Annotated in this window: 8 protein-coding genes, 1 tRNA gene and 1 pseudogene; 6 read left to right on the forward strand and 4 right to left on the reverse strand. The window is 73.9% G+C overall.

The annotated features are described in order from the left end of the window. The first annotated feature begins 31 nt into the window (after window positions 1-31). The 4 genes from tmk to AB0F04_RS23340 all read left to right on the forward strand — a co-directional run bounded on the left by tmk (window position 32) and on the right by AB0F04_RS23340 (window position 6,615). Complete coding sequence (gene tmk / locus AB0F04_RS23325) at window positions 32-3,349, forward strand: dTMP kinase (RefSeq protein WP_362044087.1); 3,318 nt, start codon at window positions 32-34, stop codon at window positions 3,347-3,349. Window positions 3,350-3,476: 127 nt separating this feature from the next. Beyond that, on the forward strand, window positions 3,477-4,682 hold the full coding sequence (locus AB0F04_RS23330; protein ID WP_362044089.1) for a DNA polymerase III subunit delta': 1,206 nt from the start codon (window positions 3,477-3,479) through the stop codon (window positions 4,680-4,682). Window positions 4,683-4,811: 129 nt separating this feature from the next. Continuing rightward, on the forward strand, window positions 4,812-6,434 hold the full coding sequence (locus AB0F04_RS23335) for an alpha/beta hydrolase (protein ID WP_362044091.1): 1,623 nt from the start codon (window positions 4,812-4,814) through the stop codon (window positions 6,432-6,434). A 107-nt stretch (window positions 6,435-6,541) separates the two neighbouring features. Next, window positions 6,542-6,615, forward strand: a tRNA-Thr gene (locus tag AB0F04_RS23340). A gap of 72 nt (window positions 6,616-6,687) precedes the next feature. On the opposite strand, the gene AB0F04_RS23345 is transcribed toward AB0F04_RS23340, so the two are convergent. Together AB0F04_RS23345 and AB0F04_RS23350 are read right to left on the reverse strand one after the other, a co-directional pair. Then, window positions 6,688-7,575, reverse strand: a complete 888-nt coding sequence (locus tag AB0F04_RS23345; protein ID WP_362044093.1) for a hypothetical protein — start codon at window positions 7,573-7,575, stop codon at window positions 6,688-6,690. Between the two features lie 283 nt (window positions 7,576-7,858). Next, window positions 7,859-8,740, reverse strand: coding sequence for an AraC family transcriptional regulator (locus AB0F04_RS23350; RefSeq protein ID WP_362044095.1), 882 nt, complete (start codon window positions 8,738-8,740; stop codon window positions 7,859-7,861). 207 nt (window positions 8,741-8,947) lie between these two features. On the opposite strand from AB0F04_RS23350, the gene AB0F04_RS23355 reads away from it, so the two are divergent. Next, window positions 8,948-9,841 (forward strand): glycosyltransferase, encoded by an 894-nt coding sequence (locus tag AB0F04_RS23355; protein WP_362044097.1) that lies wholly within the window; start codon window positions 8,948-8,950, stop codon window positions 9,839-9,841. A gap of 365 nt (window positions 9,842-10,206) precedes the next feature. Next, window positions 10,207-12,171: pseudogene (locus AB0F04_RS23360) on the forward strand (BTAD domain-containing putative transcriptional regulator); the annotation flags it as partial. Between the two features lie 73 nt (window positions 12,172-12,244). On the opposite strand, the gene AB0F04_RS23365 reads toward AB0F04_RS23360, so the two are convergent. Together AB0F04_RS23365 and AB0F04_RS23370 are read right to left on the reverse strand one after the other, a co-directional pair. Then, window positions 12,245-13,936, reverse strand: a complete 1,692-nt coding sequence (locus tag AB0F04_RS23365) for a bifunctional 3'-5' exonuclease/DNA polymerase (protein WP_362044099.1) — start codon at window positions 13,934-13,936, stop codon at window positions 12,245-12,247. A 54-nt stretch (window positions 13,937-13,990) separates the two neighbouring features. Further along, entirely contained in the window at window positions 13,991-14,731 is a 741-nt protein-coding gene (locus AB0F04_RS23370; protein WP_362044101.1) for a Clp protease N-terminal domain-containing protein, read from the reverse strand. Window positions 14,732-14,770: the final 39 nt, after the last annotated feature.

A 14,770-nucleotide genomic window follows, 5' to 3' on the forward strand; every position in this document is an offset into this window, starting at 1 on the left:
GGGTGTCGGTGGCGCCCGATAGGCTGAACGCATGACGCGAGCCGACCACCCAACGGCCCCTCAGCCCGCCCCCGACGACGCCCTGGTCGCGGACTCCCGCGAGCGTGCCGTCCGCGCCCTGCTGCGACGACCGCAGCTGAAGCGGTTGTGGAGCGCACAGCTCGTGGGCGGCGTGGGGGACACCCTCGCCCTTCTCGTACTGGTCCTCCTGGCACTCCAGGCGGCCGTCGCCGAAGGCTCGTTCGGGGGCGGCTACCGAGGCGTGGCGTTCGCAGTGGCGACCGTTTTCGGGGTGCGCATCCTCGCGACACTCCTTTTCGGCGCCGTTCTGCTCGGCCCGCTCACCGCCCTCACCTCGCAGGACGGCCCGCTCGACCGCCGCTGGACCATGGTGGGCGCCGACGGGGTGCGCGCGGCGCTCCTCATCGTCGCGCCCCTGTGGATCGACTGGACGCCCGACAACGCACTGGCCCTCCTCCTCGTGACGGCCTTCGTGACGGGGGTCGCCGAGCGGCTCTGGACGGTGTGCCGCGAAAGCGCGGCCCCCGCGCTGCTCCCCGCCCCGCCGCCGGAGGGGGCGACGGTCCGGCCGCTGCCCGACCACATGGACGCCCTGCGCCGCCTGTCGCTGCGCACCGGCTTCGCGGCCATCCCCCTCGCCGCCGTCGTGCTGGTCGTCGCGGCCCTGTTCAACAACCTGCTGGGCGCCGGCATCGACTGGTTCGGCCAGCATCAGGCGGCCCTCGCCTCCTACGTGGCCGCCGGACTGTTCGCCGCGTCCCTGTCCCTGCTGACCTTCCTGGAACTGCCCGGCACGCGCACCCCCCGCGCGCGCTCGCCGCTCGAGGGACTGCGCCGCCCGAAGACCACCCACGGCGCCGACAAGGGCCGCACCGGCGCGATGCCGCTGCTGGTCCTGTCCTGCGCGGCCGTCGCCGCGGCGGTGTCCGCCGCCGTCGCCGTGGCCGTCCTGCACGCCAAGGACCTGGGCGGCGGTCCGGTCCTCTACGGCCTGTTCGTGGCCGCGCTGACCGGCGGCGTGGTCGTCGGCATCCGTACGGCGCCCGCCCTCGTGCCCGCCCTCTCGCGCCGCCGGCTGCTCGCGCTGACGATCGCCTTCACCGGTGTCGCCCTGCTGGCCGCCGGAGTGGTCCCGGACGTCACCACCGTGCTGCTGATCCTCGCGCTGGCCGGCGTCGGCGCGGGCCTGTCCGCCAACATCGGGCACACCCTGCTCGACCAGGAGACCGAGGAGAGCCGGCGCGCCCGCACGACGGAGCACCTGCACGCGGTCGTGCGGGTCTGCGTCGCGCTCGGCGCCGTGATCGCCCCGCTGGTGGCGGCGGCGATCGGACCGCACCGGCTGGAGAGCGGCAAGTTCGTCTTCGCCCACGGCGGCGCGGCCTTCACGCTGATGCTGACCGGCGCCCTGCTGCTGCCGGTCGCCGCGCTGGTGCTGGCCAAGGTCGACGACCGTTCCGGTGTGCCGCTGCGCAAGGACCTGAAGGACGCCCTGCTCGGCGGCGACGACCCCGAACAGGCGGCCGCGGCCTCCGGCTTCTTCATCGCCCTGGAGGGCGGCGACGGGGCCGGCAAGTCCACCCAGGCCGAGGCGCTCGCGGAGTGGATCCGCGCCAAGGGCCACGAGGTGGTGCTCACGCGCGAGCCGGGGGCCACGCCCGTGGGCAAGCGGCTGCGGTCGATCCTGCTGGACGTGTCGAGCGCGGGCCTGTCGCACCGCGCGGAGGCGCTGCTGTACGCGGCCGACCGGGCCGAGCACATCGACACCGTCGTACGGCCCGCCCTGGAGCGCGGCGCGGTCGTCATCTCCGACCGGTACATCGACTCGTCCGTCGCCTACCAGGGCGCCGGCCGCGACCTGTCGCCGACCGAGATCGCCCGGATCAACCGCTGGGCGACGAACGGGCTGGTGCCGCATCTGACCGTGCTGCTGGACGTCGCCCCGGAGACCGCGCGCGAGCGGTTCACCGAGGCGCCGGACCGGCTGGAGTCGGAGCCCGCGGAGTTCCACGCGCGCGTGCGGGCCGGTTTCCTGACCCTGGCCGCCGCCGACGCCGGGCGGTACCTGGTGGTGGACGCCGGCCAGGAGCCCGAGGCCGTCACGACCGTCATCCGGCACCGCCTCGACCAGGTGCTGCCGCTCTCCGAGGCCGAGATCAAGGCCCAGGAGGAGGCGCGGAGGAAGGCCGAGGAGGAAGCACGCCGCAAGGCCGAGGAAGAGGCCGCCCGCAAGGCGGAGGAGGAGCGCCTGGAGCGGGAGCGCCAGGAGCAGCTCGCCAAGCTGCGGGCCGAGGAGGAGGAGCGCAAGCGCCGCGAGCTGGAGGAGGCGCAGCGCCGCGAGGCCGAACGGCAGGCGGAGGAGGCCCGCCGCCGGGCCGAGGAAGCGCGCAGGAAGGCCGAGGAGGAGCGGGCCCGGCTCCTCGCGGAGGAGAAGGCCCGCGCCGAGGAGGAGGCCCGCCGCAAGGCCGAGGAGGAGCGGCGCCGCAAGCAGGCCGAGGAGGAGGCGCGGCTGCGTGCCGAGGCCGAGGCGCTCCGCCTGGAGAAGCAGCGCAAGGCCGAGGCGGCGCTGCTGCGGGCCGAGGAGGCCCGGCGACTCGCGGAGGCGGCTGCCGCGGCGGCCGAGGCCGGCCCGAAGAGCTCCACCGCGAAGAAGGGCGCCCCGGGTCCGGCGACCGCTCAGAACGCGGCGACCGTCCCCACGCCGGTGGTGACACCGGGCGGCGCGGCCGACGACACGACCGTGCTGCGCCCGGTGCGCGACGACGAGCAGCGTGCGGACCGGGGGCGGACCTCCGGTGAGTCCGACGCCGAGGTGACGGCCGAGCTGCCGAAGCCGCCGGTTTCGCCGGTGGCCGGGTCGGAGACGGAGGTCCGGCCCCCGTTCTCGCCCCGCCCCGGGGACGAGACCGAGGTGCTGCCGCAGGTGCGCGAACCCGACGCCTCCGGCGCGGCCGACGAGACGGCGGTGCTGCCTCCGGTCCGGCCGGGTGACGCCGAGGAGACGGCGGTGCTGCCCCCGGTCCGGTCCGAGGACGCCGAGGAGACGGCCGTACTTCCGCCGGTGCGCGGGGACGATCCGGCGGACCGGGTTCCGCCCGGCTACTTCCGGAAGGAGGCCCCGGCCGCCCGGCCCGACGGCACCGAGGACCGTACGCGGGAGATGCCCCAGGTCGACGCCGAGGGGACGCCGCGCCGCCGCCGGTCGGACTGGGCCGAGGAGACGCCGCTGGACGACCTGCCCTCGCTCGCGGACGAGCTGCTCGGACCGCACGACGACGAGCCGGACGAGGGCCGCGGGCGCCGCGGGAGGGGCGGCCGGGGGCGCTGAGGCCTCCGGCGGGCCGGTGCGGGAACCAGGGAACCGGACTGCGAGGCCGGGGGCGGCGGGCGCTGTCAGTGGTCGCCCCCACAATGGATCCCGCAACGCGGAACGTGACGAAAGGGCGGCGTGACCCATGACCGTGTGGGACGACCTCGTCGGGCAGGAGAGGGTGAGCGAGCAGCTGGCCGCCGCCGCCCGGGACGCCGACGCGCTGGTCACCGCGGCCGCCACCGGCGCCCCGCCGCCCGAGGCGTCGAAGATGACGCATGCCTGGCTGTTCACGGGCCCTCCCGGGGCCGGGCGGAACCAGGCGGCGCGTGCGTTCGCGGCGGCGCTGCAGTGCGTCAGCCCCGACCGGGCCCTCGGCGGCTCCCCGGGCTGCGGCTTCTGCGACGGATGCCACACGGCGCTCGTCGGCACGCACGCCGACGTCACCACCGTCGCCGCCGTCGGCACGCAGATCCTCGCCGACGACATGCGCGACACCGTCCGCAAGTCGTTCACGTCACCGGCGAACGGCCGCTGGCAGATCATCCTCGTCGAGGACGCCGAGCGGCTGAACGAGAAGTCGGCCAACGCCGTCCTCAAGGCCGTGGAGGAGCCCGCCCCGCGTACGGTGTGGCTGCTGTGCGCCCCCTCCATCGAGGACGTCCTGCCGACCATCCGCTCCCGCTGCCGCCACCTGAACCTGAGCACACCGAGGGTCGACGCCATCGCCGACATGCTCGTCCGCCGCGAGGGCATCGAGCCGGACGTCGCCGCCGCGGCGGCCCGCGCGACCCAGGGCCACGTCGACCGGGCGCGCCGGCTGGCCACCGACCCGGCCGCGCGCGAACGCCGTGCCGCCGTGCTCAGGCTGCCGCTGCGCGTCGAGGAGATCGGCGGCGCGCTGAGGGCCGCCCAGGAACTCGTCGACGCGGCCGCCGAGGACGCCAAACAGCTCGCGGAGGAGACGGACGCCAAGGAGACCGAGGAACTGAAGGCCGCTCTCGGCGCCGCCCAAGGCGGTCGCATGCCGCGCGGCACCGCGGGCGTGATGAAGGACCTGGAGGACAAGCAGAAGCGTCGCAGAACGCGCACGCAGCGCGACAGCCTCGACCTCGCCCTGACCGACCTCACGGCCTTCTACCGCGACGTCCTCGCCCTCCAGCTCGGCTCGCGCGTGGCCATCGCCAACGGGGACGCCGAGGACGCCCTGGAGCGCCTCGCCCGCGGCAGCTCCCCGGAGGCCACACTCCGCCGTATCGAGGCGATCGCGGCCTGCCGGGACGCCCTCGACCGCAATGTGGCGCCGCTGCTCGCGGTGGAGGCGATGACGATGGCGCTCAGAGCGGGCTGAGACCCGGCAGCACACCGGGGCCGGGCAAGCGGGACACAAGCGCCGCGCATGCGGTCGACGCCGTAACTCGTGCGAGGCACGACGTGCACACAGGGCACCCATGCCGTCGCCCAGAGTTACGATCGCTGGATGGATACACGGCGTACCCCCCGTTCCGCCTCCGGTTCCGGGGGTCTCCACCGCAGGACACGCAACCGGGCCGAGACCGCCGTCGGTCTCCTCGCCGCGGCCGCGCTGCTCGTCTCCGCCTGCTCCTCGGGGAGCGCGACGACCTCCGCCGCCTCCGCGGCTCAGGAAGCGGCCCTGGGCGCGCTGCCGAAGGCCACGCCCGCGGCGCTCACCTCGTACTACGGGCAGAAGCCGGCCTGGCGCGACTGCGGTGCCCCCGGATTCCAGTGCGCGACCCTGAAGGCACCGCTCGACTACGCCGAGCCGTCCGCCGGCGACGTCCGGCTCGCCCTGACCCGTAAGAAGGCGACCGGCCCGGGCAAACGGCTGGGCTCCCTGCTGGTGAACCCGGGCGGGCCGGGCGGCTCGGCGATCGGGTACGTGCAGACGTACGCGGGCATCGGCTACCCGGCCGAGGTGCGGGCCCGCTACGACATGGTGGCGGTCGACCCGCGCGGCGTCGCCCGCAGCGAGCCCGTGGAGTGCCTGGACGGGCCGGGGATGGACAGGTACACGCGCACGGACATCACGCCCGACGACGCGAAGGAGACCGACGGGCTGGTCGCGGCGTACCGGACGTTCGCCGAGGGCTGCGGCGCGGACGCGCCCCGGCTGCTGCGCCACGTGTCCACCGTGGAGGCGGCCCGGGACATGGACATCGTGCGGGCGGCACTCGGGGACAAGAAGCTGAACTTCGTCGGGGCCTCGTACGGCACGTTCCTCGGGGCGACGTACGCAGGGCTGTTCCCCGAGCGGGCGGGCCGGCTGGTGCTGGACGGGGCGATGGACCCCTCGCTGCCGGCCCGGCGGCTGAACCTCGAGCAGACGGCGGGCTTCGAGACGGCCTTCCGGTCGTTCGCGAAGGACTGCGTGCGTCAGGCCGACTGCCCGCTGGGCGGCAAGGGCACCTCGCCCGAGCGGGTGGGCACGAACCTCAAGGCGTTCTTCGGGAAGCTGGACACCCGGCCCCTGACCACCGGCGGCGCCGACGGCCGCCGGCTCACCGAGTCGCTCGCGACGACCGGTGTGATCGCGGCCATGTACGACGAGGGCTCCTGGGAGCAGCTGCGCGAGGCGCTGACGTCCGCGATGAAGGAGAACGACGGTTCCGGACTCCTCATGCTGTCCGACGGCTACTACGAGCGGGACGCCGACGGCGCCTACAGCAACCTGATGTTCGCCAACGCGGCGGTGAACTGCCTGGACCTGCCGGCCGCCTTCGACACCCCGGAGCAGGTGCGCACGGCCCTGCCCGAGTTCAAGAAGGCGTCGCCGGTCTTCGGCGAAGGCCTCGCCTGGGCCTCCCTGAACTGCGCCTACTGGCCGGTGCACGCCACGGGTGAGCCCCACCGCATCGAGGCGAAGGGCGCGGCGCCCATCGTCGTGGTCGGCACCACCCGCGACCCGGCGACCCCCTACCGCTGGGCACAGGCCCTGGCCGGCCAGCTGTCCTCCGCACGCCTGCTCACCTACGAGGGCGACGGCCACACCGCCTACGGCCGCGGCAGCTCCTGCATCGACAAGACGATCAACGCCTACCTCCTGCGCGGCACCCCGCCCACGGCCGGAAAGCGCTGCTCATAGCCCTGCTGCCGGCCCCGGAAGGCCCGCCTCCGGGGCTGGTGCGGAGCACCCTTGGAAACTGTGTAGACTTACCGTCGTTGCTGATCGCACCATAGTGCGGACAGCGCGCCGCCTTAGCTCAGATGGCCAGAGCAACGCACTCGTAATGCGTAGGTCTCGGGTTCGAATCCCGAAGGCGGCTCTGTGGAGAACCGCAGGTCAGGAATCTGACCTGCGGTTTTTCCGTTTGTTTCTCGGTGCCGGGGTGGACCGCTCAGCAGCGGCCGGCCTTGTCGCGGGTGACGTAGTCCATCGCGGGGGTGCCGTCGCTGTTGGTTACGTCGGCGATGCCGTCGGTGAAAAAGCCGTAGGACCAGATGCGGTCGTAGCCGCGGCCCCGCCAGTTGTGGACGGTCGTGCCCTTCTCGGACTGGCCGTCGCTCCAGGTGTAGCTCCCGACGTGGAAGACCGGGTTGACGCGGACCGTCCGCTTCAGCGGGCGGGCGCTGATGTAGCCCTGGCGGCCGGGCGGCACCGAGATGGTGGCCTGCCGGCCCAGTGTGTGCGTCTTGCTGAAGGCCCAGGAGTAGTTGAAGCTGGCGCCGACCTCGCCGGTGTAGATGTCGCGGACCTTGGCCGAGGCCTTGGCGTTGACGCCTACCGTCTTGGTGGTGGTGCTCGTGGTCGCGTACGACTCGTTGACGGAGAGGCTGGCCGTGCCGGAACCGCAGTTGGTCACGGTGTCGTTGGAGATCTTCCGCTCCTTGTCGTACCAGGTCCAGGTCGACGACTGCGGGTACTCGCAGGTGCCGCCGAAGACCTCCCAGCCCGGCGAGAGCGCCCAGTGGGTTCCGTACGGGGCGGTGGTGTAGGCCTTGTGGGAGTCGCCGGCGACGAGCTGGTAGTACGGCTTCTTCTCGTACGCGGCAGCCGAGTCCACGACCTCGCCCGTGTGGACGTTGAAGACGAACGCCTTGTCCCGCGTGCTGATGTCGCCGCAGAGCTTGTCCATGAACGTGTCGGTGTTGAAGGACTCCTTGCCGCGGATGTTGGTGCCCACTGCCGGGTTGGCACTGGCCTGAGGGCCGGCGGCGACTATGCCCGCCGCCGCCATCACGACAGCCGCGGCCGCCGTCACGGACCGCTTGATCGTGCTGTTCATGTGTGTCTCACTCCTGTGCGTCACGAGCTCGGGGACTGCGCGTTTCCCTGGGGATCGCAGGCGGGATCCGCGGTCGTGCGCCAGACAATCGGGTGTCGGCCACGGCAGCATGAACAGCGGTATGTCGTGATCTGTCGCTCAGCGGAACCGGAGCGGCGGACTCGGCACCCGCCCGGCGAACGGCCCGGCTCGCAGCCCAACCGGCCGTGGCGTCGGAGCACTTGGGCAGTGTGTCGGGTAGGTCCCCCGCCAACGTCCGCAGAGTGGCGGGGGACCGGGCGTGTCAGCGGGAGGTCTCCCGCTCCACCGGCAGCCACAGCTCCGCGTCCGCCTCCCCGCCGTCCGGTGACAGGCGGGTGCGGAGGATCTCCGGGCCGGGGCGGGTGCGGTAGGGGTTGGACGGGAACCACTCGGTGTACACGTCGTGCCAGAGGCGCTGGATGGCCTGCGGGGCGGGCCCCGACGTGGTGAAGACCGCCCAGGTGCCCGGCGGGACCGGGAGGACCGTGGTGCCCTCGGGGGCCGGAGCCGGAGCCGGGTCCGCGGTGATCACCGCGTGGTAGTAGTCGAGTTCCGTGCCCTCCGCGCGGCCCGGATCCAGGTCGTCGCAGACCGCGACGAGGCCCTGCGGCTCCTGGCCGGAGAGTTTCTCCAGGTGTTCCAGGGCCGGCTTGTCGAGGCCCCGGACGAAGTCGATGATCGCCTGGTTCGGGCCGGAGTGGATCAGGGGGATCCGGGTCTTGAAGCCGGTGACGGTGAAGGCCGGGCGGTCCATGACGCGGTAGTGCATGCTGCTGTTCCCTTCGACGGTGAGGCGGAAGGTCAACCGGGGCTGGGAGACGAGCGCGGCGCCGGTGCGCCGGGCCTCGCCCGGGCCCACGCCGTGCATCGCTCGGAACGCCCGCGCGAACGCCTCCCCGGAGCCGTAGCCGTAGCGGACCGCGATCTCCAGGAGCGTCACGTCCCCCGCCAGCACCTCCGCGCCCGCGACCGTCAGCCGGCGGCGGCGGATGTACTCCGACAGCGGCATACCGGCGAGGGCCGAGAACATGCGGCGCAGGTGGTACTCCGACGTGCATGCCGTACGCGCCAGTTCGGCCGCGTCGACGGTGTGGCCGAGGTCGCGTTCGATCCGGTCCATCGCCTGGTTGAGCCGGTCCAGCACGTCCGGTCTCCTTCCTTTCGTGCCCTCACGCTAGGCAGCGCGTGCCCTGCCGCACCCGACATCCTGTGCCCGCTCCGGTCGGGTGCCGCCCTGCGCCGAACGGCGTAGGCGCACCGCCGTCCGGCAGGCGTCCTTAGGACGGCCCTACAGTGAACGGCTAGCATCGCCCGTCGATCAGTCAGCTGCCGACCGGTACGAGGTGAGGACATGGGGGCGCCCAGGATCGCCGTCGCCGTGGTGACGATGGGCAACCGGCCCGACGAGGTCGACGCCCTGCTGGAGTCCGTGGCCAAGCAGGACGTGCCGCCCGAGCGGATCGTCGTCGTCGGCAACGGCTGCCCGCTGCCCGATTTCGCCGGCCGGCTGTCGCTGCCCGGCGAGGTCACCGCCGTCGAGCTCGACGAGAACCTCGGCTGCCCCGGCGGGCGCAACGCCGCCCTGGAGCGGCTGCGGGAGTTCGGCGACATCGACGTCGTGGTGAATCTGGACGACGACGGACTGCTCGTCGACCCCGACGTGCTGCGTCGCGTGCGGGACCTGTTCGCCGCCGACGAGCGGCTCGGCATCGTCGGCTTCCGCATCGCCGACGAGCTCGGCGAGACGCAGCAGCGGCACGTGCCCCGCCTCGGCAACTCGGATCCTCACCGGGGCGGTTACGTCACCGGCTTCCTCGGCGGCGGACACGGGCTGCGGATGGCGATGCTCGACGAGATCGGCGACTGGCCCGCCGAGTTCTTCTTCGCGCACGAGGAGACCGACCTCGCGTGGCGGGCGGTGGATGCCGGGTGGCGAATCCTGTACGCGCCCGAGCTGCTGCTCCGGCATCCCAGGACCTCGCCCGCACGGCACGCCATCTACTACCGGGTGAACGCCCGCAACCGGGTCTGGCTGGCCCGGCGCCGGCTGCCGCTCCCGCTCGTGCCCGTCCATCTGGGCGTGTGGGTGCTGCTCACCCTCGCCCGCAACCGTTCGGGCGCCGGGCTGCGCGCGTGGTTCGGCGGATTCGTGGAGGGCGTACGGGAGCCGGCGGGGGAGCGGCGTCCCATGCGGTGGCGGACGGTGTGGCGACTGACCCGGCTGGGACGGCCGCCCGTCATGTGACCTGCCGGCGTACGGGGGACCGCCGTGCCGGAAAGGTGGAGAGGGCCCCGGCCGTTCACCTCGCCGACCGGGACCCGGACCCGGCCGCGGCGGCGACACTCCCCCGAGTTGCGCGTCCAGACGCGCGCACCGCCGGGCCAGATCCGATGTAGTGATCACATCAGGCTTTGCCAACGGATCGCTAACATGTGGCCAATGCTTCGCCGTTGCGTCATCCGCCGATCGGCCGGAAGTCGACGAACCGAGGCGGAGGACGGCCGGGGCATCGGCTGATCCCGACGCGGCAGGTGAGGCCGGGTGGCGGAAACCCGTCGCCCAGGGGTGGAAACCCGCCAGGGCGGGAGCGCGGCGGGATGCACGGGGGGATGGGCGCGATGATGCGGTTCGGGCTGTTGGGCCCACCGGTGCTGTTCAACGACGGCCAAGGCGGGTCCCGGTGCGAGGCCAGGCCCGTCGCAAGCGCCAAGTCCCGCGCCCTGCTGGCCACATTGCTCCTCGAAGCCGGACGGGTCGTCTCCGCCGAAGCGCTCGAGGACGCGCTGTGGAGCGGGGCGCCGCCCGTTTCCGCCCGGGCCTCGCTGCACAATCACATCGCCCGGCTGCGGCGGCTGCTGGACGACCCCGGGCGGCTGCGCACCGTGCCGTCCGGATACGTGCTGCGGCTCGACGAGGGCGAGCTGGACGTCCACGTCTTCGACGGACACGTCACCGCCGCGCGTGCCGCGCACACGGGGCAGGCCTGGGAGCGGGTCGTGCGCGTGAGCACGGCGGCGCTCGGGCTGTGGCGGGGTGCGCCGCTCGCCGGGCTGTCGCCCGAGGTGGGCGGGTACGCCTTCGCGCAGCGGCTGTGCGAGGCCCGGCTGCTGCTGCTGGAATGGCGCTACGACGCCGAGCTGGCGCTGGGCGGACCGCGGCTGCGCGAGCTGGTGCCGGAGCTGACCGCGCTGACCGGCGAGTACCCGCTGCGGGAGGTCTACCACCGGCAGTTGATGCTCGCCCTGCACCGCACCGGCCGTCAGGCCGAGGCCCTGACCGTCCACCAGGAACTGCGCGACCGCCTCGTCGGCCGGCTCGGCATCGAACCGGGGGCGGGGGTGCGGCAAGCGCACGTGGAGGTGCTGCGCGGGACCGTGGGTGACGGTGGTGCGGGGAAGCCGGGGGACAGCGGCGGGACGCCGGTGTGTCCGCCCGGCGGGACGTCAACCGGTGAACCGGGCCGGCCGGTACCTCCGCCCGCCCAACTGCCCCCGTCACCCACCCACTTCGTCGGCCGCGATGCCGTACGCGAGGGTCTGCGTCGCGCGCTCACGGCGCCAGGCCCTCATCCCGTCGCCGTCATCAGCGGCATGGCCGGCGTCGGCAAGAGCGCGCTCGCCCTGCACGTCGCCCACCAGGTGGCGGAACGTTTCCCCGATGGGCAGGTGCACCTCGACCTGCACGGCGCCACTCCGGGCATGCGGCCTCTCACCCCTGCTCAGGCGCTCACCGCGCTGCTGCGGGACCTCGGAACCGAGCCCTGCCGCATCCCCGGGCAGCCGGACGCCGCGGCCGCGTTGCTCCGGTCGCTGCTCGCACCGGCCCGCACCCTTCTGGTGCTGGACGACGCGGCGAGTGCCGCGCAGGTACGGCCGCTGCTGCCGGGCGGTGCCGGGTGCGCGGTGATCGTCACCAGCCGCTCGCCGCTGACCGCCCTCGACGGCGCGGCCCGGTTCCCGCTCGCCCCCCTGCCGGAGGAGGAGAGCGCCGAACTCCTGCGCAGCGCCTCGGGGCGCGACGGCCTGGACGGCACGGACGCCGCCCGGCTCCTCGTCGAGCTCACCGGCGGACTCCCGCTGGCGCTGCGGGTCCTCGCCGCGCGGCTCGCCGCCCGCCGGGCCCTGACGCCCGAGACGCTCGCCCGGCAACTCGCCACCGCGGAGGGGCGCTTGCGTCACCTGGAGTACGACGACCTGAGCGTCCGCCGCTCCCTGGCGGCCGCGTACGACGCGCTCGCCGCCTCCGGGCGCGAGGCCGACCGGGACGCGGCCCGCACCCTGCGCGGTATCGGCACGCTCGACCTGCCCGGCTACGGTGTCTCCCTCCTCGCCCGGCTCACCGGCATCGGCGAACCCCGCACCGAGGCGGCCCTGGACCGCCTCCTCGACGTGGCCCTGCTGGAGGAGACGACGTACGGCCGTTACGCGCCGCATCCCCTGGTGCGCGATTTCGCCCGTGAGCGGGCCGGAGTGCGGAGCGACGTCGACACCGCCGGCTCGGCGCTGCGCTGGTACGCCGCCGTCGCCGAGCAGGTCCTCGCCGCGGCCGCGGGGCCCGGTCTCGGCCGGGACGACGTCCCTCCGGGATCCGCAGCTGCCTGAACGACCGCGGACCGCCATGGCGTACGTCCCGGCGGCTCCCCGACGATCACTTGGCGTCGGCGTAGCACTCCACCACGGCCGTCGTGAACGGGAACCGTACCGGCGTCCGGCCGAACGTCAGCCGCCCGGCCAGGGCCGCCGCCTCGCGGATCGCCGCCGCGACTTGCTCGGCCTCCTCCGCGGGGCAGTGCACGATCACCTCGTCGTGCTGGAAGAAGACCAGCTCGGCCGCCAGCTCCGCGCAGGTCCTGCGCAGCGCGGCGAGCAGCAGCAGCGCCCAGTCGGCGGCGCTGCCCTGGACGACGAAGTTGCGGGCGAAGCGGCCGCGGGCGCGCGCGTTGGTGGAGGCGTAGCCGGGCACCCACGCGGCGCTGTCGTCGGGCTGGTCCGCCGCGGCGGCCGGGATGCCCGCCTCCTCGGGCGCGTCGTCCGTCCCGCGGGCCGCCGGCGGGCAGGTCCGGCCGAGCCAGGTCCGCACGAGCCGGCCCTCCTCACCGGCCCGGGCCGCGTCGTCGACGTACGCCACCGCCCGGGGGAAGCGGCGTCTGAGCGCCGCGAGGTTCTTCAGGCCGTCGCCGGAGGTCTGGCCGTACACCGCGCCCAGCACGGCGAGTTTGGCCTGGGAGCGGTCGCCGGAGAAGGCCCGGTCGGAGACCGACTGGTACAGGTCGCTCTCCCGGCCGGCCACCTCCATCAGGCCCGGGTCGCGGGAGATCGCGGCGAGGACGCGCGGTTCCATCTGGTCGGCGTCGGCGACGACGAGCCGCCAGCCCGGGTCGGCGACCACGGCCCGCCGGATCACCTTCGGGATCTGGAGCCCGCCCCCGCCGTTGGTGACCCAGCGGCCGGTGACCGTCCCGCCCGCGAGGAACTCCGGCCGGAAGCGGCCCTCGCGGACCCAGTCCTGCAGCCAGGACCAGCCGTGGGCGACCCAGATGCGGTACAGCCTCTTGTACTCCAGCAGTGGCTTCACGGCCGGATGGTCGACCGTCTCGATCTCCCACTTCCGGGTCGAGGAGATCTTGATGCCGGCCTGCGCGAAGGCCTTGACCACGTCGGCGGGCAGGTCGGGGCGGACGCGGCGGCCGAACGCGGTGGACACCTCCTCGGCCAGTTCGGCGAGCCGGCGTGGCTCGCCGCCACCCGCGTACCGCTCGCCCAGCAGGTCGTGCAGCAGTGTGCGGTGCACCTCGGCGCTCCAGGGCAGCCCGGCGCGGTTCATCTCGGCCGCCACCAGCATGCCCGCCGACTCCGCGGCCGTGAGCAGCCGCATGCGGTCGGGGTGCTCGGCGCCGTCGTGCCGCCGCTGCTGCTCGGCGTAGACCGCGAGGAGGTCCGCCAGGGGCAGATGGACGCCCCGAGGCTCGAACAGCGAGGACTGGGAGCCCGGTTCCGCGGACCGCTGCGGCGGATCGGGCGGTACGGGGCCGCCGCGCAGCCGGGCCAGGGCGGCCGCGGCCGAGCGTGGTTCCCCGTACCGCCCCTCGTGGCCGAGGAGGAGCGTCTCGGCGGCCTCGATGTCGTAGCACCGCTCGACTCGCACCCCCGTGGCGAGCAGGCGCGGGTAGACCTCGGCGGTGGACCGCCACACCCATCGTGTGACGCCGGGACGGCTCCGCACGGCCTCCGCCGCGTCCGCCTCCCGCCGCACCGGTCCGGCGGGCAGCCCGTCCGGGCCGAGGGGGGCGACGTCCACGCCACCGTCCTCGGCCGGGGCGAGTGCCCAGCGGTCGGCCATGCGGTGAGTGTGACAGGAGGGTCTGACAATGCCTCCTGCCGCCGCCGGCGCGGCTCAGGACTCGTCCGGCACGTCCTTCCGCGCCTGCACGATCTTCTCCAGAGCCTCGGTCACGAACCGCTCGGTCCGCTCCTTGCCGATGCCCAGGCCGCTGAGGACCCCCTGGCCGTTCTCGTGCTCCAGGAGGGCGAGCAGGATGTGCTCGGTGCCGATGTAGTTGTGGCCGAGGCGCAAAGCCTCGCGGAAGGTGAGTTCCAGGACCTTCTTGGCGGCCGGGCCGTACGGCACGAGCTCCGGGGCGTCCTCGACGGCCGGCGGGAGCGCCGCCGTCGCCGCCGCGCGGACCGTGTCGAGGGAGACCCCCTGCTCGGCGATCGCCTTCGCGGCGAGTCCCTCCGGTTCGGCCAGCAGACCGAGGACGAGGTGTTCGGGCAGGCCCTCGGCGTTGTGAGCGGCCTTGGACGCGTTGTGGGCCGCCATCACCACGCTGCGGGCGCGCGGCGTGTACCGGTTGAAGCCCTGGCTCGGGTCGAGATCGGCCGACTCCTTGGGCACGAACCGCTTCTGCGCGGCCTGCCGGGTGACGCCCATGCTCTTGCCGATGTCGGTCCAGGACGCGCCGGAGCGCCGGGCCTGGTCGACGAAGTGGCCGATCAGGTGGTCGGCCACGTCGCCCAGGTGGTCCGCGGCGATCACCGCGTCCTGGAGCTGGTCGAGCGGCTCCTGGTGGACCTTTTTGATGGCCGCGATGAGGTCGTCGAGACGGACGGATGACGTGGTGTCGGGGTTCGTCATGTGTCAACCGTAGGTTGCGCCCCCGTGAGCGTCAACCAC

The sequence above is a fragment of the Streptomyces sp. NPDC029041 genome (assembly GCF_040637515.1).
Taxonomy (GTDB): Bacteria; Actinomycetota; Actinomycetes; order Streptomycetales; family Streptomycetaceae; genus Streptomyces.

Excerpts from the sequence above, each read along its gene's own strand:
- AB0F04_RS23370 (WP_362044101.1), bottom strand. The coding sequence starts at position 14,731 with ATGACGAACCCCGACACCACGTCATCCGTCCGTCTCGACGACCTCATC.
- AB0F04_RS23330 (WP_362044089.1), top strand. The coding sequence starts at position 3,477 with ATGACCGTGTGGGACGACCTCGTCGGGCAGGAGAGGGTGAGCGAGCAG.
- AB0F04_RS23335 (WP_362044091.1), top strand. The coding sequence starts at position 4,812 with ATGGATACACGGCGTACCCCCCGTTCCGCCTCCGGTTCCGGGGGTCTC.
- AB0F04_RS23365 (WP_362044099.1), bottom strand. The coding sequence starts at position 13,936 with ATGGCCGACCGCTGGGCACTCGCCCCGGCCGAGGACGGTGGCGTGGAC.
- AB0F04_RS23355 (WP_362044097.1), top strand. The coding sequence starts at position 8,948 with ATGGGGGCGCCCAGGATCGCCGTCGCCGTGGTGACGATGGGCAACCGG.
- tmk (WP_362044087.1), top strand. The coding sequence starts at position 32 with ATGACGCGAGCCGACCACCCAACGGCCCCTCAGCCCGCCCCCGACGAC.
- AB0F04_RS23345 (WP_362044093.1), bottom strand. The coding sequence starts at position 7,575 with ATGAACAGCACGATCAAGCGGTCCGTGACGGCGGCCGCGGCTGTCGTG.